The 25,678-nt window shown below is 70.0% G+C and carries 22 protein-coding genes and 2 riboswitches; of the genes, 19 read left to right on the top strand and 3 right to left on the bottom strand.

The features are described from left to right. The first annotated feature begins 5 nt into the window (after positions 1 to 5). Positions 6 to 1,499: an aromatic amino acid ammonia-lyase gene (locus AK36_RS25280; RefSeq protein WP_011879721.1), complete on the top strand. Its 1,494-nt coding sequence runs from the start codon at positions 6 to 8 to the stop codon at positions 1,497 to 1,499. Between the two features lie 44 nt (positions 1,500 to 1,543). Beyond that, positions 1,544 to 2,299 carry a histidine utilization repressor gene (gene hutC / locus AK36_RS25285; RefSeq protein WP_011879722.1) on the top strand — a complete coding sequence of 252 codons (756 nt, stop codon included), beginning with the start codon at positions 1,544 to 1,546 and terminating at the stop codon, positions 2,297 to 2,299. A 111-nt stretch (positions 2,300 to 2,410) separates the two neighbouring features. On the opposite strand, the gene AK36_RS25290 is transcribed toward hutC, so the two are convergent. Next, positions 2,411 to 3,433, bottom strand: a complete 1,023-nt coding sequence (locus AK36_RS25290; RefSeq protein ID WP_011879723.1) for an ABC transporter substrate-binding protein — start codon at positions 3,431 to 3,433, stop codon at positions 2,411 to 2,413. A gap of 139 nt (positions 3,434 to 3,572) precedes the next feature. Beyond that, a riboswitch (guanidine-I (ykkC/yxkD leader) is annotated at positions 3,573 to 3,694 on the bottom strand. A 99-nt stretch (positions 3,695 to 3,793) separates the two neighbouring features. Further along, positions 3,794 to 3,937: a hypothetical protein gene (locus tag AK36_RS33740; RefSeq protein WP_155625165.1), complete on the bottom strand. Its 144-nt coding sequence runs from the start codon at positions 3,935 to 3,937 to the stop codon at positions 3,794 to 3,796. Positions 3,938 to 4,169: 232 nt separating this feature from the next. Further along, positions 4,170 to 4,305: riboswitch (guanidine-I (ykkC/yxkD leader) on the top strand. 57 nt (positions 4,306 to 4,362) lie between these two features. Between AK36_RS33740 and AK36_RS25295 the strand changes: the two genes are divergently transcribed. The 16 genes from AK36_RS25295 to AK36_RS25365 all read left to right on the top strand — a co-directional run bounded on the left by AK36_RS25295 (position 4,363) and on the right by AK36_RS25365 (position 23,628). Next, the gene (locus AK36_RS25295; protein WP_045579532.1) at positions 4,363 to 5,118 is read left to right on the top strand and encodes an urea amidolyase associated protein UAAP1; all 756 of its coding nucleotides are present in this window, start codon (positions 4,363 to 4,365) and stop codon (positions 5,116 to 5,118) included. Between the two features lie 11 nt (positions 5,119 to 5,129). Beyond that, positions 5,130 to 5,786 carry an urea amidolyase associated protein UAAP2 gene (locus tag AK36_RS25300; protein ID WP_045579533.1) on the top strand — a complete coding sequence of 219 codons (657 nt, stop codon included), beginning with the start codon at positions 5,130 to 5,132 and terminating at the stop codon, positions 5,784 to 5,786. Between the two features lie 127 nt (positions 5,787 to 5,913). Continuing rightward, positions 5,914 to 9,627 (top strand): urea carboxylase, encoded by a 3,714-nt coding sequence (gene uca / locus AK36_RS25305; protein WP_045579534.1) that lies wholly within the window; start codon positions 5,914 to 5,916, stop codon positions 9,625 to 9,627. After that, positions 9,624 to 11,516, top strand: coding sequence for an allophanate hydrolase (gene atzF, locus AK36_RS25310; protein ID WP_045579535.1), 1,893 nt, complete (start codon positions 9,624 to 9,626; stop codon positions 11,514 to 11,516). Before uca ends, atzF begins: the two co-directional genes overlap by 4 nt. A gap of 63 nt (positions 11,517 to 11,579) precedes the next feature. After that, positions 11,580 to 12,554, top strand: coding sequence for an ABC transporter permease (locus AK36_RS25315; protein ID WP_011879728.1), 975 nt, complete (start codon positions 11,580 to 11,582; stop codon positions 12,552 to 12,554). A 45-nt stretch (positions 12,555 to 12,599) separates the two neighbouring features. Continuing rightward, entirely contained in the window at positions 12,600 to 13,511 is a 912-nt protein-coding gene (locus tag AK36_RS25320) for an ABC transporter ATP-binding protein (RefSeq protein WP_011879729.1), read from the top strand. 687 nt (positions 13,512 to 14,198) lie between these two features. Next, entirely contained in the window at positions 14,199 to 14,333 is a 135-nt protein-coding gene (locus AK36_RS34580) for a hypothetical protein (protein WP_257785818.1), read from the top strand. A 133-nt stretch (positions 14,334 to 14,466) separates the two neighbouring features. Further along, positions 14,467 to 16,059 (top strand): acetolactate synthase large subunit, encoded by a 1,593-nt coding sequence (locus tag AK36_RS25325; RefSeq protein ID WP_045579536.1) that lies wholly within the window; start codon positions 14,467 to 14,469, stop codon positions 16,057 to 16,059. 48 nt (positions 16,060 to 16,107) lie between these two features. Continuing rightward, the gene (locus AK36_RS25330) at positions 16,108 to 16,920 is read left to right on the top strand and encodes an SDR family NAD(P)-dependent oxidoreductase (RefSeq protein WP_011879732.1); all 813 of its coding nucleotides are present in this window, start codon (positions 16,108 to 16,110) and stop codon (positions 16,918 to 16,920) included. Positions 16,921 to 16,961: 41 nt separating this feature from the next. Continuing rightward, entirely contained in the window at positions 16,962 to 17,999 is a 1,038-nt protein-coding gene (locus AK36_RS25335; RefSeq protein WP_011879733.1) for a WD40/YVTN/BNR-like repeat-containing protein, read from the top strand. Between the two features lie 12 nt (positions 18,000 to 18,011). Continuing rightward, positions 18,012 to 18,527, top strand: a complete 516-nt coding sequence (locus AK36_RS25340; RefSeq protein ID WP_011879734.1) for a VOC family protein — start codon at positions 18,012 to 18,014, stop codon at positions 18,525 to 18,527. A gap of 63 nt (positions 18,528 to 18,590) precedes the next feature. Continuing rightward, complete coding sequence (locus AK36_RS25345; protein WP_011879735.1) at positions 18,591 to 19,196, top strand: amino acid synthesis family protein; 606 nt, start codon at positions 18,591 to 18,593, stop codon at positions 19,194 to 19,196. A gap of 27 nt (positions 19,197 to 19,223) precedes the next feature. Beyond that, positions 19,224 to 20,111: an alpha/beta fold hydrolase gene (locus AK36_RS25350; RefSeq protein WP_045579924.1), complete on the top strand. Its 888-nt coding sequence runs from the start codon at positions 19,224 to 19,226 to the stop codon at positions 20,109 to 20,111. Continuing rightward, positions 20,108 to 21,748 (top strand): bifunctional 3-(3-hydroxy-phenyl)propionate/3-hydroxycinnamic acid hydroxylase, encoded by a 1,641-nt coding sequence (locus tag AK36_RS25355; protein ID WP_045579925.1) that lies wholly within the window; start codon positions 20,108 to 20,110, stop codon positions 21,746 to 21,748. The genes AK36_RS25350 and AK36_RS25355 overlap by 4 nt, the downstream gene beginning before the upstream one ends. Continuing rightward, entirely contained in the window at positions 21,738 to 22,070 is a 333-nt protein-coding gene (locus AK36_RS25360) for an NIPSNAP family protein (RefSeq protein WP_011879738.1), read from the top strand. Before AK36_RS25355 ends, AK36_RS25360 begins: the two co-directional genes overlap by 11 nt. Before the next feature lie 106 nt (positions 22,071 to 22,176). Then, positions 22,177 to 23,628, top strand: a complete 1,452-nt coding sequence (locus AK36_RS25365) for an NAD-dependent succinate-semialdehyde dehydrogenase (RefSeq protein WP_011879739.1) — start codon at positions 22,177 to 22,179, stop codon at positions 23,626 to 23,628. A gap of 43 nt (positions 23,629 to 23,671) precedes the next feature. Here the strand turns inward: AK36_RS25365 and AK36_RS25370 are convergent, their stop codons facing one another. Continuing rightward, positions 23,672 to 24,400: an IclR family transcriptional regulator gene (locus tag AK36_RS25370; RefSeq protein ID WP_011879740.1), complete on the bottom strand. Its 729-nt coding sequence runs from the start codon at positions 24,398 to 24,400 to the stop codon at positions 23,672 to 23,674. A 211-nt stretch (positions 24,401 to 24,611) separates the two neighbouring features. Between AK36_RS25370 and AK36_RS25375 the strand changes: the two genes are divergently transcribed. Continuing rightward, positions 24,612 to 25,667 carry a porin gene (locus AK36_RS25375; protein WP_045579537.1) on the top strand — a complete coding sequence of 352 codons (1,056 nt, stop codon included), beginning with the start codon at positions 24,612 to 24,614 and terminating at the stop codon, positions 25,665 to 25,667. Positions 25,668 to 25,678 lie beyond the last annotated feature (11 nt).

Raw genomic sequence — 25,678 nt, forward strand, 5'->3', positions numbered from 1 at the left:
CCATCATGACCGTCTTCCGTTCTGCACGGCCGCTCGACTGGCGGCAGATTGCGGCCGTCGCGGCCGGCGCGTCGCTGGCGTTGACCGACGAGGCGCGCGGGCGCGTCGCGGCGGCGCGCGGGCTCGTCGACGAGATCGTCGCGCGCGGCATTCGCGCGTACGGCGTCAATACCGGCGTGGGTGCGCTGTGCGACGTGATCGTGTCGCCGGCCCAGCAGAGCACGCTGTCGCACAACATCGTGATGAGCCACGCCGTGGGTGTCGGCATGCCGCTCGGCCCGGCCGAAACGCGCGCGATCATCGCGGCGGCGATCAACAACTTCGCACATGGGCATTCGGGCGTGCGTCCGGAGGTGGTCGATCAGCTCGTCGCGTTGCTGGAGCACGATTGCCTGCCGGAAGTGCCGGCGCACGGCTCGGTCGGCTATCTGACCCACATGGCGCACGTGGCGCTCGTGTGCATCGGCCACGGCCACGCGCGCCATCGAGGCGAGCGCATCGGCGGCGGCGACGCGCTGCGGCGCGTCGGGCGCGAGCCGCTCGCGCTCGGCGCGAAGGAAGGGCTGAGCCTCGTCAACGGCACGCCGTGCGTGACCGGGCTCGCCGCGCTCGCGCTGGCGCGCGCGGAGCGCCTGCTCGACTGGGCCGACTGGATCGCGGCGGCGAGCTTCGAGAATCTCGGCGGCCAACTGGCCGCATTCGACCCGGCGTCGCTCGCGCTGCGGATCTCGCCCGGCATCGCGCAGGTCGGCACGCGCCTGCGGGCGATGCTCGCCGACAGCCCGCTGCTCGCCGCTGCGAGCGGGCGGCGCACGCAGGATCCGTTGAGCCTGCGCACGATCCCGCACGTGCACGGCGCGGCGCGCGACGTGTTCGCCGTGACGGCGGAAGTCGTCGATCGCGAGCTCGCGTCCGTGACCGACAACCCGATCGTCGCCGGCACGCGCGACGCGCCGGTCGTTCATTCGCAGGCCCATGCGGTCGGCGCGGGCATCGCGCTGGCGATGGACAGCCTCGCGGCCGCGATGGCGCAGGTCGCGGCCATCGCCGAGCGGCGGCTCGACCGTCTCGTGAATCCGCTCGTGAGCGGGCTGCCGGCGTTCCTCGCCGCGCCCGGCGGCACGTGCTCGGGCTTCATGATCGCGCAGTACACGGCGGTCGCGCTGGTCGCGCAGAACCAGCGGCTGGCGGCGCCGGCGAGCCTCGACGGCGGCATCACGTCCGGGCTGCAGGAAGATCACCTGTGCCACGCGACGCCTGCCGCGCTGAAGGCGCTCGACATCATCGAGAACGCGACGCGCGTGCTCGCGATCGAGTTGCTGGCCGCCGCGCAGGCATACGATCTGCAGGCGGGCAACACCGGGCGCGCCGCGTCGACCGATGCGCTGTGGCGCCATGTGCGCGAGCAGGTGCGGGCGTATCGCGACGATCGGCCGCTGGCCGACGACATCGCGATCGCGGCCGCGATCGTCGCGGGGCCGCCGTTACCCGTGCGCTAGCGGCGACGCGCAGCGGCATTCAACTTTCCTTAGGTCGAGGGCGCATGAACGAAACGGAACGACACGCATCGGCACGCCGAGCGGCTGCGCCGCGCGACGACGTGCCGGCACGCGCGCTGCCGGCGTACCAGCAGATCAAGCGCTACGTCGTGGAGCGGATCGCGAACGGCGACTGGAAGCCCGGCGGCGCGATTCCGACGGAGGCCGAGCTCGTCAAGGAATTCGGCGTGGCGCGGATGACGGTGTCGCGCGCGCTGCGCGAGCTGACCGCCGAGCGCGTGCTGACGCGCATCCAGGGCGCGGGCACGTTCGTCGAGCGGCGGCACTACGAATCGACGGTGCTGGAAATCCGCAACATCGCGGACGAGATCGCGGAGCGCGGCCATCGGCACAGCGCGCGCGTGCTGCTGATCGAGCGCAGCGTCGAGCCGGAAGCGATCGACGCGCTGGGGCTGCGCTCGGGGCCGGTGTTCCATTCGCGCATCGTGCATTACGAGGAAGACGAGCCGATCCAGTTCGAAGATCGCTACGTGAACCCGGCCTTGTTTCCCGACTACCTCGAGCAGGACTTCACGGTCGACACGCCGAACCATTACATGGTGCGGCTCGCGCCGATCCAGCACGCCGAGTTCCGCATCTACGCGGAGAAGCCGAACGCGCAGGTGCGTCGCCATCTCGTCATGGAAATCGGCGAACCGTGCCTGCTGTTGAAGCGCCGCACGTGGGTCGGCGAGCACGTCGCCACGTCGGTCACGCTGTGGCATCCGGCGTCGCGGTTTCATCTCGCCGGGACGATGTAGCGATCGGCCTGCCGCGCGCGCGGCGTGGCGGCGTCGTCACTTCGCCGCGCGCACATCGAACCGGAGCGGCGGCGTGCCGGTCCGGTTCGCGTCGCGCACAGCGCGCGACGGTCAGTGCGCGTCGACCAAGCGCGGATCGATATACGTGTCGACGTCCTGCGCCTGCTTGTACACCGCGTTGCGCACGTTGAACGCGTTGGCGTTACGCGTCGAGCCGTAGATCGAATCGAGCCCGTCGCCCTTGCGGAACGCGCGCTTCGCGGCCGCCTCGTCGAGCAGGTGGGTGCCCTTCAGCAGTGGCAGATATTGCTCCGGCTTGAGGCCGACGCGCGCCGACATGATCTTGACCGCATCGGCCTGCGTCTTCGGATCGTTGATGTAGGCGACGCAGCGATACCAGACCTTGACGATCTTCGCCCAGTCGGCGCGACGCGCGGCGAGGCTCGCCGGCGCGACCGTGATCGCATCGTAGATCAGCCCCGGCGCATCGGCCGACGTGAAGATCGCCCGCGCGCCCGGTGCGCGCTTCAACGCCTCGCCGGCGTTCGGCTGCCATGCGGCCACCGCGGCGATGTCGGACGACGAACCGAGCACCTGCGGCAGTTCGTTGGTCTTCGCGTTCACGAGCGTGACGTCGCCGTCCTTGAGCCCGTGCTTCTGCAGCGCGGTTTCGAGCAGCAGATGATCGACGAGGCCCAGCTCGACGCCGACCTTCTTGCCTTTCAGCGCCTCGACGGTGCGCACCGGCGGCTTCGCGACGATCATGTCGTTGCCGGCCGAATAGTCGGTCAGCAGCACCATCACGTTCTTCGCGCCGGACGCGCCGGTCACGAGCGCGTCGCCGTTGGTCGCGGCGACCGCGTCGAGCTTGCCCGCGGAGAACGCATCGAGCGACGCCGAATAATCGAACCATTCGAAATCGACGTCGACGCCGGCTTCCTTGAACCAGCCCTTGTCGAGCGCGACCTGGAAGGCGACCCAGCCCGGCCAGTCGCTGTAGCCGATCTTCAGCGGCGCGGCCGCGTGCGCGGCGGGTGCGGCCCACAGCGCGGCGGCCGCGGCGGCGGCCCCCAATGCATGACGGATGAGACGGAAGGACGGCAGGCGGCGCAACGCCGAGGCGGGACGGGTCATCGTTGTTCTCCAGGAGACCGGGATCGGGATCGTCGATACGGATCGTGTGCGAGCACACGGTCCGGCTGCGTGACCGGTTCCTGCGGATGCGGAACGGACGGGCGGCCACGGAGAGGCGCGACGGCCGTTGCCATCGCCAATCTCCCGGGCTTTTGTCCCGCCGTGTAGCGCGCGGGCGTCCGTTTTCGTGATCGGACGCCCGCGCGCCGGGCTGCTCTCGGACCAGACGTTCGATGAACCGGAACCCTAGCGACCCTAAGATGCGACACCGCCGCACCTCTCGGCGTCATGTCGAGCGAGAAGCGTGCCAATCGATGCCGATCGGTGTCGGTCGCGCGCGGTCGCACTCGGCCGTGCGACTCAACGGCGTCGTGCGCTGCGCTGAAGTTCGATGAAGCGTGCGGCGAACAGCGCGCTCAGGGCGCGCCGGAGCAGGTCGAGCTTGTTCATGAAGGAGCGGATGGCGAGTGGCGTCGCTGCGATTTTCAGCAATGCCCATGCCATCGGGTATCGCGCGGCCCGCGCACGTGAAGCCCAGGTGGGGCGCACTGAGCCGGTGCGCCGGCGCGTGCGCATGGTGCGCCGCACGCCCGCCGCGAGGGCAAGCGTCTGCCGGGCTGCTCGAGCATGCCGCGCCGTCGCGGGTTGTCGTGCGGGCGCCGGGCAGTCTTCATGCGTCGGCTGGCACGCAACTCGCTTCATCGACCCCCGAGAGGTGCGAAGCAATTTGCATCATCTTCAGGATCGCTAGGGTTCCGGTCGTGTGGCGCAGGCGCGCCGCGCGATGTCTGGTCCGAGAGCAATCCGGTCTTGCCTTCGCCTCGACGAGAGGAAACGGCGAGGCTCCACGGAGGGATAAAAGCCCGGGAGGTCGCGATGTCGTTCGGTCGCCCTCTCACGCCCTTTGTCCAACCGACCCCGGAGCCGTCATGTCGCCGAGCCCCCAAGCCGTTCTCGCCCCGCCGCCACACATCGGGTGGGAAGCCTTGATTCCCGCCGGAACCCACTGGTCCGGCATCCTGCGCCGCGGCCTCGCGCTGCGCATCGTCGATATCGAAGGCGGCGCGAACCTGTCCGCCGTCTTTCATCGCCAGGAAGATCTGCTCGAACGCTACAACATGGCCGATACGCTGAAGGCGCAGCACACCGCGCATCTGACGCGCGGTCATGCGCTGTACACGGACATGGGTCGCGTGATCGCGTCGATCACGGCCGACACGCTGGGCTGGCACGACCCGCTCGGCGGCGTCGGCGATGCGCGGCTCTTTGCGAGCAAGTACGGCACGACGTCGTATCAGGCCGTGCGCAACGCGATGGTCCGCAACGGCCGCGACAGCCTCGTGCTCGAGCTCGCGAAATACGGCTTGTCGGCGCGCGACCTCGCGGCGAACGTCAACTTCTTCAGCAGGCTCGACACCGGCGACGACGGCGCGCTCGATTTCGTCGTCGGACATTCGCCGGCCGGCAGCACGCTCGACCTGCGCTTCGAGATGAACACGCTCGCGGCGTTCTCGACCGCGCCGCATCCGCTCGACCCGCGCGCCGACTATGCGCCGAAGCCCGTGAAGCTGATCGCCTACCGCGCGTATCCGGCCGACGGCGCGGCACCCGACGACGACCCGTGCCGGTGCGCCTGCGCGGAAAACACGCGCGGCTTCGCCAACACCGACCGTCTGTTCGCCTAAGGAGCGCCGCCATGCCGATCATCGAAAGCCGTCTCGACCCGCGCGACGCGATCCACGACACCACGCTGCCCGCGGGCGAACCGTGGCTGCACGACCTGAAGCGCGGCCAGATCTTCCGGATCCTCGACCTCGAAGGCAACCAGGCCGTCGACACGCTGTTCTACCGCACCGACGACACCGACGAACGCTATAGCGCGCAGGACACGATCCGCGCGCAGCGCAACCTGTACCTGAGCGCCGGCAGCGTGCTGCTGTCGAGCCGCGGCAACCCGATGGCGACGATCGTCGCCGACACCTGCGGGCGTCATGACACGCTCGGCGGCGCGTGCGCGGCTGAGAGCAACAGCGTGCGCTACGCGCTCGACAAGCGCTACATGCACAACTGCCGCGACAGCTTCCTCAACGCGATCACGCACTGCGCGTGCGGTGCCGGCGCAGGGCTCACGAAGCGCGACCTCGTCGGCAACGTCAACTTCTTCATGAACGTGCCCGTCACGCCGAGCGGCGGGCTCACGTTCGAGGACGGCATCTCGGCGCCCGGCAAGTACGTCGAGATGCGCGCGGAGATGGACGTCACGGTGCTGATCTCGAACTGCCCGCAGCTGAACAATCCGTGCAACGGCTACAACCCGACGCCGGTGCGCCTGCTCGTCTGGGAGGCCCGATGAACGGCCTGCACGCTCACGATCGTTCGACGCGCGGCCGCCTCCGCCACGCCGCCCGGATAGTTGCGCGCGCAGCGATGCGCGGCGCATGCCGCGCTACGCCCATCGGCGCCGCCGCGCGGGAGGCAGCATGAGATTCGCCAAAGTCCTCGTCGCGAACCGCGGCGAAATCGCGTGCCGCGTGATCCGGACGCTGAAGCGCCTCGGCATCGCGTCCGTCGCGATCTATTCCGATGCCGATCGCGACGCGCGCCACGTGGCGCTCGCCGACGAAGCGATACGCGTCGGCCCCGCGCCGGCCGCCGACAGCTATCTGAACGTCGCGGCGATCCTCGCGGCCGCGCACGCAACCGGCGCGCAGGCCGTGCATCCCGGCTACGGCTTCCTGTCCGAGCATGCGGGCTTCGCCGACGCATGCGAGGCGGCCGGCCTGCGTTTCATCGGCCCGCGCGGCGAGCACATGCGCGCGTTCGGCCTCAAGCACACCGCGCGCGAGCTTGCCGCCGCGCACGGCGTCGCGCTGCTGCCCGGCACCGGGCTGCTCGGCGACGTCGCGGCGGCGCTTGCCGCAGCCGATGCGATCGGCTATCCGGTGATGCTCAAGAGCACGGCCGGCGGCGGCGGCATCGGCATGTCGCTGTGCCGCGATGCGGCGCAGCTCGACGCGGCGTTTGACTCCGTCGTGAGGCTCGGCAACGTGAACTTCGCGCATGCGGGCGTCTATCTGGAGAAGTTCGTCGAGCATGCGCGGCACATCGAAGTGCAGATTTTCGGCGACGGCCGCGGCGGCGCGATCGCGCTCGGCGAGCGCGATTGCTCGGTGCAGCGGCGCAACCAGAAGGTGATCGAGGAAACGCCCGCGCCCGACTTGACCGCCGCCGAACGCGACGCGCTGCACGCGAGCGCGGTGCGGCTCGCGCGCGCGGTCGGCTACGCGTCGGCCGGCACGGTCGAGTTCGTGTTCGACGCGAGCGCGCGGCACTTCTATTTTCTCGAGGTCAACACGCGCTTGCAGGTCGAGCATTGCGTGACCGAAGCGGTGACGGGCATCGATCTCGTCGAATGGATGATCCTGCAGGCCGAAGGCGATCTGCCGCCGCTCGACGCGCTCGCCGTCGCGCCGCGCGGCGCGAGCATCCAGGTGCGGCTCTACGCGGAGGACCCGAACAAGCAGTTCCAGCCGAGCGCGGGGCTGCTCACGCACGTCGCGTTTCCCGACGACGTGCGCGTCGACGGCTGGATCGAGGCGGGCACGGAGATCAGCGCGCATTACGATCCGCTGCTCGCGAAACTGATCGTGCGCGGCGACACGCGCCGCGATGCGCTGGCCGCGCTGCAGGCCGCGCTGGCGCGCACCGAGCTGTACGGGATCGAGACCAACCTCGACTACCTGCGCGCGATCGCCGGCTCGGACACGTTCGCGCACGGCGCGCCGACCACCGCGTTCCTGTCGCGCTTCGCGTTCGCGCCGCATACGATCGACGTGCTCGACGGCGGCATGCAGACCACCGTGCAGCAGGCGCCGGGGCGCGTCGGCTACTGGAGCGTCGGCGTGCCGCCGTCGGGGCCGATGGACGACCGCGCGTTCGACCTCGCGAACGCGCTGCTCGGCAACCCGCGCGACGCGGCCGGGCTCGAATTCACGATGGTCGGCGCGACGCTGCGCTTCAACACGGCGACGCTGTTCGTGCTCGGCGGCGCGCCGCTCGCGGCGACCCTCGACGGCGAGCCTGCGCCGTTCTGGCAGGTGTTGCGCGCGCGGCCGGGCGCGGTGCTGAAGCTCGGCGGCGTGACCGGCGCGGGCGTGCGCGCATGCCTCGCGGTGAAAGGCGGGCTGCAGGTGCCCGACTATCTCGGCAGCAAGGCGACCTTCACGCTCGGCCAGTTCGGCGGCCACGCGGGGCGCGCGCTGCGCCGCGGCGACGTGCTGCACCTGCACGCCGTCGCCGCGCGCGGCGACGCCGGTGCGACGCTGCCCGCGGCCGAGATTCCCGCGCTCACGCATGCGTGGACGCTCGGCGTGCTCGACGGTCCGCACGGTGCGCCGGACTTCTTCACGCCGGACGACATCGCGATGCTCTACGGCACGCAATGGACGGTTCACTACAACTCTAGCCGCACGGGCGTGCGGCTGATCGGCCCGAAGCCGCAATGGGCGCGGGCCGACGGCGGCGAGGCCGGCCTGCATCCGTCGAACATCCACGACAACGCATACGCGATCGGCGCCGTCGATTTCACCGGCGACATGCCGGTGATCCTCGGCCCGGACGGGCCGAGCCTCGGCGGCTTCGTGTGTCCGGTCACGGTCGTGCGCGACGAGCTGTGGAAGCTCGGCCAGCTGCGGCCGGGCGATACCGTGCAGTTCGTGCGCGTGGCGGCGGACGTGGTGTCGGCGTTGCCGGGTGGGGCGGCCGACGGCGCTATAGCCTCGAATACCGCCGAAACAGATGCGGCCGCGAGTAGTGCGACGCAAACCTTCGTCACGGCCCCGGCCGCCGCGCTCGCGCCCGCCGCGCCGGCCGTCATAACCGGCTCGACCGCCGAGCCCAGCGAGCCCGGCGACTGCATACTGGCGCGCGACGCATCGGCCGGCGGCGGCATCGGCGTCGTCTACCGGCGCTCCGGCGATCGCAACGTGCTCGTCGAATACGGGCCGCTCGTGCTCGACCTGAACCTGCGTTTTCGCGTGCATGCGCTGATGTGCTGGCTCGACGCGCATCGTCTGCCCGGCATGCTCGACCTGACGCCGGGCATCCGTTCGCTGCAGGTGCAGTTCGACCCGCGCACGCTGCCGCTCGATGCGCTGCTCGTGCATCTGCAGGCCGCCGAGCGCGAACTGCCCGACGTAACCGACATGCGCGTGCCGAACCGCATCGTGCATCTGCCGCTGTCGTGGGACGATCCGTCGACCCGCGTCGCGATCGAGCGCTACATGCAATCGGTGCGGCCCGATGCGCCGTGGTGCCCGAGCAACATCGAGTTCATCCGCCGCATCAACGGCCTCGCCCACATCGACGACGTGAAGCGCATCGTGTTCGACGCGCGCTATCTGGTGATGGGGCTCGGCGACGTCTATCTCGGCGCGCCCGTCGCGACGCCGATCGATCCGCGGCACCGGCTCGTGACCACCAAATACAACCCCGCCCGCACGTGGACGCCCGAGAATGCGGTCGGCATCGGCGGCGCGTACCTGTGCGTGTACGGGATGGAAGGGCCGGGCGGCTACCAGTTCGTCGGCCGCACGGTGCAGATGTGGAACCGTCATCGGACCACGCGCGAATTCGAAGCCGGCAAGCCGTGGCTGCTGCGCTTCTTCGATGAGATTCGCTTCTACGAAGTGAGCGAAGCGGAGCTGAGCGCGCTGCGCGCGGATTTCATCGCGGGCCGCGCGGCGCTGAAGATCGAGGAATCGGTATTCGACCTGCGCGCATACAACGGCTTCCTGCGCGACGAGGCCGATTCGATCGCCGCGTTCAAGGCCTCGCAGCAGGCCGCGTTCGACGCGGAGCGCGAGCGCTGGCGCGCGGCCGGGCATGCGGAATACGTCGGCGACGCCGAGCCGGGCGACGCGCAAGCGGCGCGCGTCGCGGGCGCGCTCGACGCTACGCAGCGCGCGATTGCGGCGGACGTGTCGGGCAGCGTCTGGAAGGTGCTGGTCGAAGCCGGCGAGCGCGTGACCGAAGGTCAGGTCGTCGCGATCGTCGAGTCGATGAAGATGGAGGTGGCGGTGACGGCAACGGAAAGCGGCACGATCGAGACGATCGATTGCGCGCCGGGCGCGGCGGTGGTGGCCGGGCAGCGGCTGATGGTGATGAAGGCGGGCGCCGCCGAGGAGGTCGCATGAGCACGACGCAACCTTCGATTCTGCCGGGGCTGCATTCGATCGCCGAACTGCGCGCGCGCTATGCGGCGGGCGAGCTGACGCCGCATGCGCTCGTCGAGGCGATCGCCGCGCATTTCGACGCGGGCGATCCGCACCATGCGTGGATCAGGCCGCTCACGCTCGCGGAGATGAGCGAGTATGCGCACGCGCTCGCCGCGCGCGACCCCGCATCGTTGCCGCTTTACGGCGTGCCGTTCGCGATCAAGGACAACATCGACCTCGCCGGCATCCCGACCACGGCCGGCTGTCCGGCCTATGCGTATACGCCCGAACGCAGCGCGCCGGTCGTCGCGCGGCTGATCGCGGCCGGCGCGATTCCGATCGGCAAGACCAATCTCGACCAGTTCGCGACGGGGTTGTCGGGGCAGCGCTCGCCTTACGGCGCGTGCCGCAATGCGCTCGACCCGCGCTACGCGTCGGGCGGCTCGAGCTCCGGCTCGGCGGTGGCCGTCGCGCTCGGCGTCGCAACGTTCTCGCTCGGCACCGACACGGCCGGCTCGGGCCGCGTGCCGGCCGCGTTCCACGGGCTCGTCGGGCTCAAGCCGACGCGCGGCGTGTTGAGCACGCTCGGCGTCGTGCCGGCGTGCCGCTCGCTCGATTGCGTATCGGTGTTCGCCCGTTCGCCGGCCGATGCGCGCGCGGTGTTCGACGTCGCGCAGGGCGTCGCCGAACGCGATCCGTATGGGCGCGCATGGCAGCCGCTGCTCGACGCCCATGGCGTGCGCGCGCGGCCGGCGCCGCCGCTCGGGCAACTGCGCTTCGGCGTGCCGCGCGCCGATCAGCTCGAGTTCTACGGCGACGCGTCGTATCGCGCTGCATGGGACGCGGCGCTCGTCCGATTGCGCGCGACCGGCGCGCGAGTCGTCGAGATCGACTTCGGCCCGTTTCTGTCCGCCGCGCGGCTGCTGTACGGCGGCCCGTGGGTGGCCGAACGCGTCGCCGCGATCGGCGCGTTTGCCGCGCGGCAGCCCGATGCGCTGCATCCGGTGATCCGCGAAATCCTCGGCGGCGCCTCGCGCTTCAGCGCGGCCGATGCGTTCGCGGCGTTCGACCAGCTCGCGACGCTGCGCGTCGACGCGGCTGCCGCGTGGGAAGGGCTCGACGCGATCGCGATGCCGACCTCGCCGACGACCGCGACCGTCGACGCGCTCGAAGCCGATCCGATCGCGATCAACTCGCGCTTCGGCTACTACACGAACTTCGTGAACCTGCTCGATCTGTCGGCGATCGCGGTGCCTGCCGGCACCTGCGAAACCGGGCCGCATGCGGGCCTGCCGTTCGGGATCACGTTCGTCGGCCGCGCGCACGACGACGCGCGCCTGCTCGATCTCGCGCAGGCGTGGGGCGACGGCGTCGGTCACGCCGACGGTGCGGTCGCTGCGACGTCGGCGGCCGCGTCGATAGCCGCGTCGATGGCCGCAAATCGCGCCTGCGCCGGCTTCGTGCGCGTGGCCGTCGTCGGTGCGCATCTGCGCGGCGAACCGTTGAACGGCGAGCTCACGCAGCGCGGCGCGCGCTTCGTCGCCGAGACCACGACCGCGCCCGCCTATCGCCTGTACGCGCTGTCCGCCGCGACCAGCGGCGGCGTCGCGAAACCGGGCCTCGTGCGCGTGCCGGCCGGCGGCGCGCCGATCGCGGTGGAGGTCTGGGAAATGCCGGTCGACGCGTACGGCAGCTTCGTCGCCGGCATCGCGGCGCCGCTCGGCATCGGCACGCTGACGCTCGCGGACGGCGCGACGGTGCAGGGCTTCGTCTGCGAAAGCGCGGCGCTCGACGATGCGCAGGACATCACGCGCTTCGGCGGCTGGCGCGCTTATCGCGCGCAGGCCGCGAGCCGCGCGCTGCAATGAACGTCCGGTCGCGCGGGGCTGCGGCCTGCGCGCGACCGGCACCCAAACGATACGGAGATTTCCATGTCAACGACCCGCAATACGACCGGATGGCTCGCCGTGCGCCGCGAACTGACGACGCGCGGCAAGTGGACGCTCGGCATCGCGTCCTTCTTACTGCCGTTCGCCGTCTGGTGCCTGGTCAGCTACGTGCCGTTCATTTGGCATCCGCAAATGCGCATCACGAATCCCGGCAGCGTCGACTATTTCCAGACCGGCATGCAGATCGACCGCGACGTGTTCGACGACGAGCTCGCGCATGCGCGCGCCACGCACGCGGCCGTGCCGGAGGGCGTGCGCGCGAATCCGGTGTACCTGCCGGCGCCGCATCAGGTGCTGCGCGCGTTCTATACCGCGTTCACGACGCCGCCCGCGTCGCGCGACGGCGTGTGGCTGCACGAGAGCCTGTGGCACAGCATCCGGATCATCTTCTGGGGCTTCGTGATTTCGTCCGCGATCGGCGTGCCGCTCGGCATCGTGTGCGGCACGTTCAGCGCGCTCGCGCGGCTGCAGGAGCCGTTCCTCGAATTCTTCCGCTACCTGCCGGCCCCGGCGTTCGGCGCGCTGATGGTCGCGATCCTCGGCATCTACGACGCGCCGAAGATCGCCATCATCGTGATCGGTACGCTGTTCCAGCAGGTGCTGATCGTCGCGAACACCACGCGCAAGCTCGAATACGGGCTGTTCGAGGCCGCGATGACGCTCGGCACCAACAAGCTGAAGCTGCTCACGCACGTCGTGATTCCGGGCGTGCTGCCCGACCTGTATCGCGACCAGCGCATCCTGCTCGGCTGGGCATGGACCTACCTGATCGTCGCGGAGCTCGTCGGCACCAGCTCGGGCATCACCTGGTACATCAGCCAGCAGGCGCGCTACCAGCATTTCGACAACGTCTACGCGGCGATCCTGATGATCGGGATCATCGGCGTCGGCACCGATCTCGCGCTCGGCGCGCTCGGCCGCCGGCTGTTTCCGTGGGACCGCACGCTCAAAGCGTGACGCCCGCTCGCGCATACCCATCGACCGATCGTTGCAGAGGCCATCATGCAGAACCCGCAAGCCGTTCCCGATTACCTGATTCAATCCGACGCGGTGCGCGAGCGCTTCGCGCGGCTCAAGGCCCGCGACGTGATCCTCGACGTGCGGCACGTCGGCAAGCGTTTCGCGACGCCGCAGGGCGAGTGCGCCGCGCTCGACGACATCAGCTTCCGCACGCACCGGCGCGAGTTCGTCTGCGTGATCGGCCCGTCGGGCTGCGGCAAGTCGACGTTGATCCGCATCCTGGCCGGGCTCGACACGCAGACGAGCGGTGAGGTGCTGCTCGACGGCAAGCCGGTGCAGGGGCCGGGCGCCGATCGCGGGATGGTGTTTCAGGGCTACACGCTGTTTCCGTGGCTCACCGTGAAGAAGAACGTGATGTTCGGCCTGCGGATGAACGGCAGCAGCAGCGGCGAGGCCGAGCGCGAGGCGCTGCAGTGGCTCGATCTGGTCGGGCTCACGCGCTTCGCCGACGTGTATCCGCACCAGCTGTCGGGCGGGATGAAGCAGCGCGTCGCGATCGCGCGCTCGCTCGCGAACCGCCCGCGCATCCTGCTGATGGACGAGCCGTTCGGCGCGCTCGACGCGCAGACGCGCGCGAAGATGCAGGCGCACCTGCTCGACATCTGGCGCAACATCGACGTGACGATCCTGTTCATCACGCACGATCTCGACGAGGCGATCCTGCTGGCGGACCGGATTCTGGTGCTGAAGGCGAATCCGGGCTCGGTGCACGAGTTGATCGAGGTGCCGGTGCCGCGGCCGCGCGACGGCTCGCAGGTCAATGCGCCGGAGTTCATCGCGACGAAGGCGCGGCTCGACGCGCTGATCCATCCGAAGGAAGCCGCACCGGCGGACGACGACGGCGTCAGGCCGCACATGATTCGGATGACCGACGTGGCGGATAACGTCGAGTAGCGGTTCGATTCGTGGCGAGTGCGTGGCGTCGGCTTGCGGGCGTGGTTTGTACACACGGCGGGGACGATCACGCTTTCGCGATGAACGCGGGCGGGTTCGGATAGCAACGCGTCGTCGCGTCGAAATGGCCGGGTCGTCCGCCAGGCGATGGCCGTGTGTCTCGTGCTGCTCGACGGTGCACCGTCGCGCGCTCGGCGCGACGCGTGCTATCGCGGCGGTCGCGATGCCGATGGCGGCACGCTGACAGGCGCAACGCGAGCCGCCCACCGGGCGGCGTGTTCGAGTTGCGCCCGCGCCGAACGCGGCCGCGAGACGGTCGCCGATCGACAAGCCGCGCCCGCCCCAATACAACGAGCGGCACGGGCACCGCAGGCGCGCCGCGCGCGTTGAGCCAACACCGCGAACGGCGAACACCGATGCGACGGGTCGATGACTTCGCCTCAGAGATTGCGAGTCGTCCACCGTCGCGCGTGCGGCCGGCGCAAGCTACGGCGTCGGCCGCACGCCGTAGCTGTTGCCGTCAACAAGCCGAACGTTCGCCCCAGCGCGGGCGCGTGCCAAGTGCTCGGCGCCGCTCACATTGCCCTTCCAGCGCACGCTGATGCGAGTGCGGGCTTCCCTCTCTCCATCGTTCGATCGGTCGCGATTCGTCTTCACCCCTGGCGCGGCCCACGTGTCCGTCCATCAATGAGCCTCCTCAGCGCGCGCGAACACGCCGGCAAGCGGCGCCGGGTCGAACGCGACGCCATTTCCATGAATACCGAAATACGGGAATTCGCGATGTATCGCAGCCTGACGGGCGGCGGCGGGACAGCAATCTGAACCACAGGAATTCGCAATTTCACCGGGTAAACGTGAATCCGTTCAGCCGCCGTTGTCAATAGCGATAGTTTGACAAATCCCGTATTTCGGGATTAAAGTGAATTCCACTTCGTCACCCACCCAGAGCCGCCGAATGGAAATCCCACACCTGGACACCGATGCCCGAACCCGCGATGGCGCTAGCATCGTGCTCGAAACGGCGCGCGAGCGCGGCGTCGACGTCTGTTTCGCGAATCCAGGCACGACGGAAATGCCGTTCGTCGTCGCGCTCGATCGCGTGGCGGGCGTGCGTCCGATCCTGGGGCTGTTCGAGGGCGTCTGCACCGGCGCCGCGGACGGTTACGGCCGGATGGCCGGCAAGCCCGCGATGACGCTGCTGCACCTCGGGCCGGGCCACGCGAACGGCATCGCCAACCTTCACAACGCCCGCCGTGCCCGCACGCCGATCCTGAACATCGTCGGCGATCACGCGCGCGCGCATCTGAAATACGACGCGCCGCTCACCTCCGACATCGAATCGCTCGCGCGGCCGGTGTCGGTCTGGTATCGCAGCGTCGCGCATGCCGACGATCTGGCGCGCGACACCGCCGCCGCGATCGCGGCAGCGACCGCGGCGGCCTCGGGCGTCGCGACGCTGGTGCTGCCGGTCGATCTGCAGTCGGCGGCCGTGAACGAAACCGCATCGCAGCCGCGTGCGCAGGCCGCACCGGCCCCTGCCGCACCCGCATTCGACGCGGCCCGGCTCGCACGGGTCGCGGACCTGTTGCGCACCGGCGTGCCCGCGGTGCTGCTGCTGGGCGCCCGAGCGCTGTCCGCGCGCGGCCAGAAGGCGGCAGCGCGGATTGCGGCGGCCACCGGCGCGGCTTGTTTCGGCGAAACCTTTCCCGCCCGCGCGGAGCGCGGCGGCGGCCTGCCGGACATCGACCGGCTGCCGTACTTTCCCGAGCCGGCGCGCGCGGCCCTCGCCGGGCGCAAGGTCGTGCTCGCCGGCGCGCTCGCGCCCGTCACGTACTTCGCATACGAAGGCATCCCGGGCGAGCTCGCGCCGCCCGAGGACCTCGTCACGCTGGCCGATCCGGGCGAGGCGGCCGACGCGGCGCTGGAAGCGCTCGCCGAAGCCGTCGGCGCGACGGCCGACGTCGACGGCGTGCGCGTCGCACGCTGGAACGTCGAAGCCGGGCCGCTGACGCCGCAGACGGCCGGGCGCGTGCTGGCCGACGCGCTGCCGGACGACGCGATCGTGTCGATCGAAGGCGGCACCTGCGGGTATCCGTTCGTGACGGCGTCGGCGCGCGCGCGCCGGCACACGATCCTCACGAACACCGGCGGGGCGATCGGCCAGGGGCTGCCGGTCGCGCTCGGCGCCGCCGTCGCATGCCCGGCGCGCCGCGTGTTCGCGCTGCAATCCGACGGCAGCGCGCAGTACACGATCCAGGCGCTGTGGACGATGGCGCGCGAGCGTCTGCCGATCGTGATGCTGATCGCATCGAACCGGCGCTACGCGATCCTGCAGACGGAACTCGCGCGCAACGGCCAGCCGGCCGACACGCCGCACGCGAGCCGGCTGACGCTGCTGGACGATCCGCCGATCGACTGGCTCGCGCTGTCGGCCGGCTACGGCGTGCCGGCCGAGCGCGTGAGCACGACGCAGGCGCTGTCGCGCGCGCTGGACGACGCGCTCGCGCACACCGACGGGCCGCGCCTCATCGAGATGTGCCTCGCCTAAGCGGGCGCTTGCCCGCTCCATCAATCCCGACTCTCATCATTTCTCGCCATGGATCTGCAACTCAACGGAAAGGCCGCGTTCATCACCGGCGGCAGCATGGGCATCGGCAAGGCCGTTGCGCTGGAGCTGGCCCGCGAAGGCGTCAACGTCACGATCGCGGCGCGGCGCATGGAACACCTGGAGGCCGCCGCCGCCGAGCTTCGCACGGCGCTCGAACCGCTCGGCAGCGCCGCGGGCGCGATCCTGCCGGTCACGCTCGACACGACCGACATGCGCTCCATCGAAGCGGCGATGGCGGCCAGCGTCGAACGCTTCGGACGCCTCGACGTCCTGCTCAACGGCGCCGCGCATCCGGGCGGGCTGGTGCGCGCGGAGCTGGAGCATGCGGACCCGCAAGGCCTGCTGCAGGACATCGACATCAAGGTGATCGGCTACCTGCGCTGCGCGAAGGCGGCCGCGCCGTACATGCGCCGCAACGGCTTCGGCCGGATCGTGAACGTCGGCGGCCTGACGGGCCGCGGCAGCAAGCAGCTGTCCGGCATGCGCAACGTGGCGATCGTGCATCTGACCAAGACGCTGTCCGATCAGCTCGGGCCGTTCGGCATCACGGTGAACACGATTCATCCGGGCGTGGTCGAGACGCCGCACATCCACGAACTCTACGAGAAGGAAGCGCACAAGCAGGGGCTGACGGCCGCCGAGGTCGAGGCCAACTACGTCAAGGCGACGCCGATCCGGCGCGTGCTGCAGCCCGAGGAGATGGGCTGGATCGTCGCGTTTCTCGCGTCGCCGAAAGCCGGCTCGATCACCGGCGAGTCGATCGGCTGCGACGGCGGGCTCACCCGCGGCATCTTCCTCTGATTTCCCCGACTTCCCCGACTTCCCGACACAAGGAGCTTCCCATGACCGCAACCGTACTGGTCGCCACGGCCGGACAAGGCATCCTGCGCTCGAACGACGACGGCAAGACCTGGCATCGCCTCGGCCTGACCGAGCCGATCGAGTTCGACGGCATCGTGCGCGCGCTCGCCGTGGACCCGGCCACGCCGTCGCGCGTGTATGCCGGCGCCGATGCGGGACTGTGCATCAGCGACGACGGCGGCGCGCACTGGTATCGCCCCGCGAACGCGCTGAACGGGCAGACCGTCTGGTCCATCGCGATCGATCCGGCGAACCCGGCGGTGCTCTACGCGGGCACCGGCGCGCCGTCGCGGGCCGCGCTTTACAAGTCGACCGACGCCGGCATGAGCTGGACGCCGACGGCGCCCGTATTCCCCGAGTTCTGCTCCGGCGTCAACCGGCCGCGCCTGCTGACGATCTGCGTCGACCCGAGCGAGAGCCGCAATGTGTGGTACGGCGTCGAGGAAGGCGGTGCATGGCGCAGCCGCGACGCCGGCGCGACCTGGGCGCGGGTGGACGGCCCCGGCACCGCGATCCGCAACAGCGACATTCACGCGATCGCCGTGTTGCCCGCGACGGCCGATACCGCGAAGACCACGCTGCTGCTGACGGTGAACGCCGTGTACGTGAGCGATGACGACGGACGGACGTGGGACGGCGAGCTGTCGCGCGAGCGTTTCGACGGGCTGTACTACACCCGCACGGTCGTGCCGCTGGCGACGCCCGACGGCGCACTGCTGATGGCGATCGGCGACGGCACGCCGGGCACGCAAAGCCGCATCTACCGCTCGACCGACCGCGGCCGCGCCTGGCGCGAGACGGACCTGCAGACGCCGCCGAACTCGACGTTCTGGGCGTTCGGCGTCCACGGCGCGCGCCCGGAGCTCGTCTATGCGGGCACCAAGTACGGCCACCTGTTCCGCTCGCGCGACGGCGGCCGGAACTGGACCAAGGAATGGCGCGATTTCAGCGAGATCACGGCGGTCGCATGGACGCCGTTCGAAGCGCCGCTCGTGGCCCATGCGCAATCCACGCACTGACCGGAGCCCGCGATGACGTCATCCGACTTCCGGCAGCAGGCCGAACGCGCGAACGCGAGCGGCCGGCCGATGCCGACGCCGCACGTCCAGCGCACCCACCTGTCGCTGTTCGTGCGCGATCCGGTGCGCTCGAGCACCTGGTACGCCGACGTGCTCGGCATGAAGGAAACCGCGCGCGGCGATCAGTGGGTGTTCATGTCGTTCGGACAGAAGCATCACGACATCGCGCTGATCCGCGCGGCGTCCGATGCGGAGCTCGGCACGATCGGGCTGCAGCACTACGGCCTCGAAATCGCGGGCGGGCTGACCGAGCTGCGCCGCCTGTACGGCATGCTGATCCGCCGCCACGTGCCGATCGTCAAGATCACCGATCACAAGGTGGGCATCGGCGTGTACTTCAACGATCCGGACGGCAACCGCCTCGAGTTCTTCTGCGAGACCGTCACCGACGACGAGGAAGGCAAGCGCGTGCTCAACCGCTACCACGCGCCGAGCGATCCGACGCAGCTCGAACCGCTGTTCGACTAGCGTCGCCGCCGCCGTTGCCGCTCCGAACCACCGCATATCCACACCATTGACCAGGGAATCCCGATGAGCAAGACCGCCAATTTCGAAGGTTTTCATATCCGCAAGTGGTACACGCAGATCGAGGATTCGCTCGCGAACGAGACCGGCCAGCTGGCCGACGGCGAACCGCTGCGCAAGATCGTGATCGCGGCGGCCGTCCACAATCCGTACGCCGGGCGTTTCAGCGAGAACCTCGACGACCTCGTGCGTCCGTCGCCCGCGCTCGGCCGCGAGTTCGCGCGACGCATCGAAGCGCTCGCGGCGGGGCGCGCGATCGAGAGCTACGGCAAGGCGTGTCTCGTCGGCTCGGCGGGCGAGTACGAGCACGGCAACGCGTTCCTCACGTCGATCTTCGCCGAACCGATCCGCGCGGCGCTCGGCGGCGGCAAGGCGTGGGTGCCGTCGAGCGGCAAGCGCGGCCCGATCAACACGGTGATCGACGTGCCGCTCGCGCACAAGGACGCGCTGTACGTGCGCTCGCACTACGACACCGTCACCTGCCTGTTCCCCGATGCGCCGAACGACGACGAAGTGCTGGTGATCTTCGCGTTCGCGACGCGCGGCCGCCTGCATGCGCGGCTCGGCGGGCTGAAGGCGAGCGAGATCGTCGGCCGCGACGGTCTGGTCTGAATGCTGGCGCGGCGCGGAGGGCGAACGATGAACCGGGCATCCGGAACCGATGGATGGATCGTCAGCGACGGCTTGCGGCTGCACTACGTCAGCTGGGGACGCGACGATGCGCCGGCCGTGGTGATGCTGCATGGCCTGCGCAGCTACGCGCAGACGTGGGCCGACGCGGCGCGTGCGCTGACCGACCGCTACCGCGTCGTCGCGCTCGATCAGCGCGGGCGCGGCGCGAGCGACTGGGATCCGCGGCGCGAATACTACGCGGCGGCCTATGTGCGCGATCTCGACGCGCTGGTACGGGCGCTCGGCCTGCGGCGCTTCGTGCTCGTGGGCCATTCGATGGGCGGCGCCAACGCGTTCGTCTATGCGGGCCGCGATCCGGAGCGGCTCGCCGGCCTCGTGATCGAAGACATGGGCCCCGGTGCGTCCGTCGGCTCGCACGGATCGGCGCGCATCAAGCGCGAGCTGCTGGAAACGCCCGACGGGTTCGCGACGTGGGCCGACGCGCGCGCGTTCTGGTGCCGCCAGCGGCCGAACCTGCCGGAGGCGGCGCTCGATTCCCGCGTCGCGCATTCGCTGCGGGAGGACGCGCCCGGACGCATCGTCTGGCGGCACGACGCCGCGGGAATCGCGGCCGCGCGGCTCGCCGCGACGCCCGAGCAACTGGTCGACCTGTGGCCGCTGATACGGAGCCTGCGGGTGCCGACGCTGCTGCTGCGCGGCGGCGATTCGGACTTTCTATCCGCGCAGGTCGCGGCCGACATGAGCGCGGCCAACGCCGTGATCGAGCGGGTCGATATCGCGGGCGCGACGCACTACGTGCATGACGATCGGCCCGCGGCGTTCAACGGCGCATTGCGCGAATGGCTCGACCGTCTCGACGATCCGGCATGGCGCGCGGGGGAGCGGGGCGCATGAAAGCGGACAACCGGAACCGGACCTCGGTCGCGATCGTCGGCGCGGGGCCGAACGGCGCGGCGCTGGCGAACCTGCTCGGCCTGTATGGCGTCGATACGGTCGTGGTCGAGCGGGCGCCGCAGATCGTCGACTTCCCGCGCGCGGTCGGCATCGACGACGAAGCGCTGCGGCTGTTCCAGACCGCCGGCGTGGCCGACGAGCTGAGTCGCGACATCATCCAGAACGTGCCGTTGCGGATGTTCAATGCGCGCGGCGAATGCTTCGCCGACGTGCGTCCGTCGGTCCGCGAGTTCGGCTGGTGGCGACGCAACATCTTCATGCAGCACCTGGCCGAGCGCACGTTGCGCGACGCGCTGGCGCGCTATCCGCACGTGTCGCTGCGCACCGGCGAGGAAGTCGTCGGGCTGGAGCAGGACGACGCGCACGTGACGCTGCGGGTGCAGGGCGCCGACGGGCAGCACTACGCGCTCGACGCCGATTACGTGGTGGCGGCCGACGGCGGGCGCAGTCCGCTGCGCGAGATGCTCGGCATCCCGCTCGCCGGCACGACGCATCCGATGAAGTGGGTCGTGGTCGACGTGAAGAACGCCGGCCTCGACCAGCCCTGCACCGCGCTGAACTGCGACCCGCGCCGCCCGAACGTGTGCATCTATCTGCCGTTCAACTACCGGCGCTGGGAATTTCTCGTGTTTCCGCACGAGGACGAACAGGCGATCGCGCAACCGGAGTCGATACGCGCACTGATCGCACCGTACGTCGAAGACGTCGAGCGGCTGGAGATCGTCCGGGCGCGCACCTACACGCATCACTCGCGCGTGGCGGAGCGCTTCGTCGCGGGCCGCATAGCGCTCGTCGGCGATGCCGCGCACCTGAGCCCGCCGTGGATCGGGCAAGGGCTGAATGCGGGCCTGCGCGACGTGGGCAACCTCGCGTGGAAGCTGGCCGGGATCGTCCACGGTAGGTTGAACCCCGGCGTGCTCGCGACCTACGAATCGGAGCGCCGCGCCCATGCGAAGGCGATGATCGACCTCGCGGACACGTTCGGCGCGATGCTGATGCCGACCAGCCGTCCGGTCGCATTCCTGCGCGATCGGCTGCTCGCGGCCGCGCGGTTTGCGCCGGGCCTGAAGGACTACGTGCTGCAAATGCGTTTCAAGCCGATGCCGAGCTATACGCGCGGGGTCGTGGTGACGGGCGCATCGGATGCGTCGGGCGCGATCGGCCGGATGATCGTCCAGCCCGACGTCGAAACGGCCGACGGTGTGCGCCGCAAGCTCGACGACGTGCTCGGCCCGTGGTTTTCGATCATCGGCTGGCAATGCGATCCGCAAGCGAGCCTGAGCGACGACGATCGCGCGTTCTGGACCGCGCTGGGCGCGAAGTTCGTGCAGATCGTCCGGTCGCGCAGCGGCACGTGCCGCGAGCAGCGCATCGCGAGCGCGCACGGCAGCGAGTGCGTCGAAGACGTCGACAACGCGATGGCCGACTGGTTCGACCGGCATGCGGGGCCGCTGGTCGTCGTCCGTCCGGACCGGTACGTCGCCGCGCAGACCGACGCGGTCGGCATCGCCGGCGTGACGGCCGCGTTCCGCGCATTCGCGCCGCAGCAGCAAGCGGAGGCCGCGCATGTTTGTTGAGCAACGCATCTATACGCTGGTGCCCGGCGGCGTCGCCGAGTATCTGCGGCTCTATGCGGAGTGCGGTCGCGCGCCGCAGGAGCAGGCGCTCGGCACGATGGTCGGCTGCTTCACGACCGAAGTCGGGCCGCTGAACCAGCTCGTGTATCTGTGGGCCTTCGATTCGCTCGACGAGCGCGCACGGCGTCGCGCGGCGCTGATGGCCGATCCGGCGTTCGGCGTGTTCCGCGGCAAGGTGCGGCATCTGCTGGTCCGGCAGGAGAACCGGATTCTCCGGCAGGAAATCGGCGGTTTGCTGGCCCGGCCGCAACCGGCGGCGTGACCTGCCGGTCGTCGTGCCGGCGGCGGTCACGCGCCGCGCCGGCGCCCTTCATGCAATTCCACGTGAGGCACCCGCGTTGATTCCGTTTACTCCGCTGACTTCCCGGATGAGCTCCGGCGTCCGACACGACTACGCGCCGCTTCGGCTGTACATCGACGGCAGGTTCCACGATGCCGACGGCCGGCGCACGCAACCGGTCGTCGATCCCGGGACCACACGCGTGCTCGGCGAGCTGCCGCATGCGACGGCGCACGACATCGACGCCGCGGTGCAGGCCGCGCATCGCGCATTCGTCACGTGGCGGCACGAGTCGCCGCTCGTGCGTTCCGACCTCCTGCGTCGCGCCGCCGCGCTCGCGCGCGAGCGCGCCGAGACCATCGGCCGGCACATCACGATGGACCAGGGCAAGCCGCTTCGCGAGGCGATCGCCGAGGTCGTGTCGGCGGCCGAGCAGCTCGAATGGCATGCGGAGGAGGGACGCCGCACCTACGGGCGGGTCGTGCCGGCCCGTTCCCCGGACGTCATGCAGACGGTGCTGCGCGAGCCGATCGGCGTATGCGCGGCGTTCTCGCCGTGGAATTTCCCGTTCAGCCAGGCGATGCACAAGATCGCGGCCGCGCTGGCGTCGGGATGCACGCTGGTGCTGAAAGGGCCGGAGGAATCGCCGAGCGCGATCGTCGCGCTCGCGCAGCTGTTTCACGATGCCGGCTTGCCGCCTGGCTGCCTGAACATCGTCTGGGGCGTGCCGGGCGACGTATCGAAGCAGCTGATCGAAGCGCCGCAGGTGCGCAAGATTTCGTTCACCGGATCGGTGCCCGTCGGCAAGCAACTGGCGGCGCTCGCCGCGTCGCTGATGAAGCGCATGACGATGGAGCTGGGCGGTCATGCGCCGGTGCTCGTCTGCGCGGACGCCGACGTCGAGCGCGCCGCGGCAATGCTGGCCGCGTACAAGTTTCGCAACGCCGGGCAGGTGTGCGTATCGCCGACGCGGTTCTTCGTGCAGCGCGCGGCGTTCGACCGGTTCGTCTGCGCCTATCTCGACGCGGTGGGCACGATCCGCGTCGGCTACGGGCTGGACGCGGGCGTGACGATGGGGCCGCTCGCGCATGCGCGGCGCGTGGACGAGATCGACGCCTTCGTGGCCGACGCAACGGCCAAAGGCGCGCAGATCGCCACGGGCGGCATGCGCCTGCCGGGGCCCGGCCACTATTTCGCGCCGACGGTCGTGCTCGGCCCGACGCGCGATACGCGGCTGATGAACGACGAGCCGTTTGGCCCGATCGTGGGCATCGTGCCGTTCGACGATCTCGACGATGCGCTCGCCGAAGCCAACCGCCTGCCGTTCGGGCTCGCGTCGTACGCGTTCACGACGTCGGCGCGCAACGCGCACCGGATCAGCCGCGCGCTCGAGGCCGGCATGGTCAACATCAATCACTTCGGCATGGGGCCGGCGGAAATCCCGTTCGGCGGCGTGAAGGACAGCGGCTTCGGCAGCGAAGGCGGCATGGAAGCGTTCGACGGCTATCTCGTCACGAAATTCGTCACGCAGATGAATTGACCGACGGACGCCTGCCGCCGATCGTGCGCGGCGCGGCGCGTGTTCAGGTGGCTGCGCCGATCTGCGCGGTGGCGTCGATCAGCAGTTTGCCGAGCACCTGCTCGTCGAACAGCGCGAAGTGCTCGGCGCGGAACACGAGCGACAGGCTGCTGTTGATTTCGCCGCTGCTGGCCGTGCGGATCGGTGCGGCGATACCGACGAAACCCGCGTCGAGTTCGCCGCGCGAAATCCAGTAGCCGGACTCGACGATCTGCTGGCAGTGGCGCCAGAACGCGGTCCAGTCGGTCGCGAATTCGCCGAGCTCCGCGTTGTGTCGTTCGTGCAGGCGCTTCAGGCGCGCGCGCGACATCGCGGCGACGATCACCTTCGACGAGGCGCCGACGAACAGCGGCATGATGCGGCCGCGCCCGAAGCCCAGCTGCAGGTTTTCGGCGCCGGACTCGTGCATCACGTTGATGATCTGCTCGTCGAATAGCGTCGACACCAGCGCGTCGCCGCCGGTGACCTGGACCAGATGCTGAATCACCGGTTTCGCGGCATTCAGCGTCGGGTCGGACTGCCGCATGTTGTAGTCGAGATGGATGATGCGCGGCCCGAGCGTATAGCGGCCATTGCTGCCGACGAGCAGGCCGACGGACGCCAGTTCCTTCACGTAGCGGTAGCACGTGGTGCGCGAGAAGCCCATGTGTTCGGCGATCTCCTCGGCGGTCATCGACGTCGCGGACGACGAGAAGACGTCAAGGATGGACAGCATTTTGGTCAGGCTCGACATGACGTGATCCGGGTTCAGACGGGTTGCGGCAACCGAACGAGCGGCGCGACGGCGTTGCAGCGCAAGCGGGCCGGCGCACGCTGCCGCTGCGCCGGCGACAGGGCCGTAGTCTAACTGAAGTCGGTCGCGCGGCGCCCGACCGCAGGGCGCGCAGCACCGACCAGCAACGACGGATTTCGATAGGCATCCCTACATGAAGAGGAGAGTGAAGATGAAGACGTGGATCCGCGTGCTGGCAATCTACGGATGCGGCAGCGCCGTGCCGGCGTTCGCGCAATCGAGCGTGACGCTCTATGGTTCGCTGGACACCGGCGTCACCTATACGAGCAATGTGGCGTCGGCGCCGCGCGGCGGCCGCCAGCTCGCGTTGCAGGCCGGCGTGGCGCGCAACGACGTGTGGGGGCTGACGGGCCGGGAGGATCTCGGCGGCGCGAGCGTTGCGGTCTTCCGGCTCGAAAGCCAGTTCCAGACCTCCGACGGCACGCTCACCGTGCCGGGCGCCGCGTTCAGTTCGCAAGCGTACGTCGGGCTCGGCGGGGACTGGGGAACCGTGACGCTCGGCCGCCAGTTCGATTTCGTCGGCGATCTGATGCCGGCCTTCGCGATCGGCGCGAATACGCCGGCCGGCCTGCTTGCATGGGGCTTGCCGGCGAATGCGTCGGCCGGCGGCGCGCTCGACAACCGCGTCTGGGGCGTGCAGGTGAACAACGCGGTGAAGTACGTGAGTCCGACCTTCGGCGGCGTGTCGTTCGGCGGCATGTGGGGGTTCGGCAACGTACCGGGCACGGTCGCGCGCAGCAGCGTGCAGAGCGCGATGGTGTCGTACACGCATGGTGCGTTCAGCGCCGCGCTGGTGTATTTCGGCCAGCACGACGTGACCTCCGGCGGCAATCTCCGCAACTTCTCGGGCGGCGCCGGCTACGACGTCGGCCGGCTGCGTGTGTTCGGCATGGTGTCGGACGTGCGGATCAGCGCGGCCGCACCGCTGCGGGCCACGACCTACGATGCCGGGCTGACCTATGCAGTGACGCCGTCGCTGCAACTTGGCGGCGGCTTCCAGTTCCAGCAACGCGGCGGCGATACGGGCTCGGCCAACCAGCTCACGCTGACGGCCGACTATTCGCTGTCGAAACGGACCGGCCTGTATGCGGTATTCGCGCGCGGGCACGACAGCGCGTACGGCGCACAGGTCGAGGCCGCGCTCGGCGGCGCGGCGTCGGGGTCGACCCAGAGCGCGGTCCGCGTGGGCCTGCGCCACCAGTTCTGACGGTGCGGCGC

This window comes from Burkholderia vietnamiensis LMG 10929, from assembly GCF_000959445.1.
Lineage (GTDB): Bacteria > Pseudomonadota > Gammaproteobacteria > Burkholderiales > Burkholderiaceae > Burkholderia > Burkholderia vietnamiensis.

Excerpts from the sequence above, each read along its gene's own strand:
- AK36_RS25280 (WP_011879721.1), top strand. The coding sequence starts at position 6 with ATGACCGTCTTCCGTTCTGCACGGCCGCTCGACTGGCGGCAGATTGCG.
- hutC (WP_011879722.1), top strand. The coding sequence starts at position 1,544 with ATGAACGAAACGGAACGACACGCATCGGCACGCCGAGCGGCTGCGCCG.
- AK36_RS25290 (WP_011879723.1), bottom strand. The coding sequence starts at position 3,433 with ATGACCCGTCCCGCCTCGGCGTTGCGCCGCCTGCCGTCCTTCCGTCTC.
- AK36_RS33740 (WP_155625165.1), bottom strand. The coding sequence starts at position 3,937 with ATGGCATGGGCATTGCTGAAAATCGCAGCGACGCCACTCGCCATCCGC.
- AK36_RS25295 (WP_045579532.1), top strand. The coding sequence starts at position 4,363 with ATGTCGCCGAGCCCCCAAGCCGTTCTCGCCCCGCCGCCACACATCGGG.
- AK36_RS25300 (WP_045579533.1), top strand. The coding sequence starts at position 5,130 with ATGCCGATCATCGAAAGCCGTCTCGACCCGCGCGACGCGATCCACGAC.
- uca (WP_045579534.1), top strand. The coding sequence starts at position 5,914 with ATGAGATTCGCCAAAGTCCTCGTCGCGAACCGCGGCGAAATCGCGTGC.
- atzF (WP_045579535.1), top strand. The coding sequence starts at position 9,624 with ATGAGCACGACGCAACCTTCGATTCTGCCGGGGCTGCATTCGATCGCC.
- AK36_RS25315 (WP_011879728.1), top strand. The coding sequence starts at position 11,580 with ATGTCAACGACCCGCAATACGACCGGATGGCTCGCCGTGCGCCGCGAA.
- AK36_RS25320 (WP_011879729.1), top strand. The coding sequence starts at position 12,600 with ATGCAGAACCCGCAAGCCGTTCCCGATTACCTGATTCAATCCGACGCG.
- AK36_RS34580 (WP_257785818.1), top strand. The coding sequence starts at position 14,199 with ATGAGCCTCCTCAGCGCGCGCGAACACGCCGGCAAGCGGCGCCGGGTC.
- AK36_RS25325 (WP_045579536.1), top strand. The coding sequence starts at position 14,467 with ATGGAAATCCCACACCTGGACACCGATGCCCGAACCCGCGATGGCGCT.
- AK36_RS25330 (WP_011879732.1), top strand. The coding sequence starts at position 16,108 with ATGGATCTGCAACTCAACGGAAAGGCCGCGTTCATCACCGGCGGCAGC.
- AK36_RS25335 (WP_011879733.1), top strand. The coding sequence starts at position 16,962 with ATGACCGCAACCGTACTGGTCGCCACGGCCGGACAAGGCATCCTGCGC.
- AK36_RS25340 (WP_011879734.1), top strand. The coding sequence starts at position 18,012 with ATGACGTCATCCGACTTCCGGCAGCAGGCCGAACGCGCGAACGCGAGC.
- AK36_RS25345 (WP_011879735.1), top strand. The coding sequence starts at position 18,591 with ATGAGCAAGACCGCCAATTTCGAAGGTTTTCATATCCGCAAGTGGTAC.
- AK36_RS25350 (WP_045579924.1), top strand. The coding sequence starts at position 19,224 with ATGAACCGGGCATCCGGAACCGATGGATGGATCGTCAGCGACGGCTTG.
- AK36_RS25355 (WP_045579925.1), top strand. The coding sequence starts at position 20,108 with ATGAAAGCGGACAACCGGAACCGGACCTCGGTCGCGATCGTCGGCGCG.
- AK36_RS25360 (WP_011879738.1), top strand. The coding sequence starts at position 21,738 with ATGTTTGTTGAGCAACGCATCTATACGCTGGTGCCCGGCGGCGTCGCC.
- AK36_RS25365 (WP_011879739.1), top strand. The coding sequence starts at position 22,177 with ATGAGCTCCGGCGTCCGACACGACTACGCGCCGCTTCGGCTGTACATC.
- AK36_RS25370 (WP_011879740.1), bottom strand. The coding sequence starts at position 24,400 with ATGTCGAGCCTGACCAAAATGCTGTCCATCCTTGACGTCTTCTCGTCG.
- AK36_RS25375 (WP_045579537.1), top strand. The coding sequence starts at position 24,612 with ATGAAGACGTGGATCCGCGTGCTGGCAATCTACGGATGCGGCAGCGCC.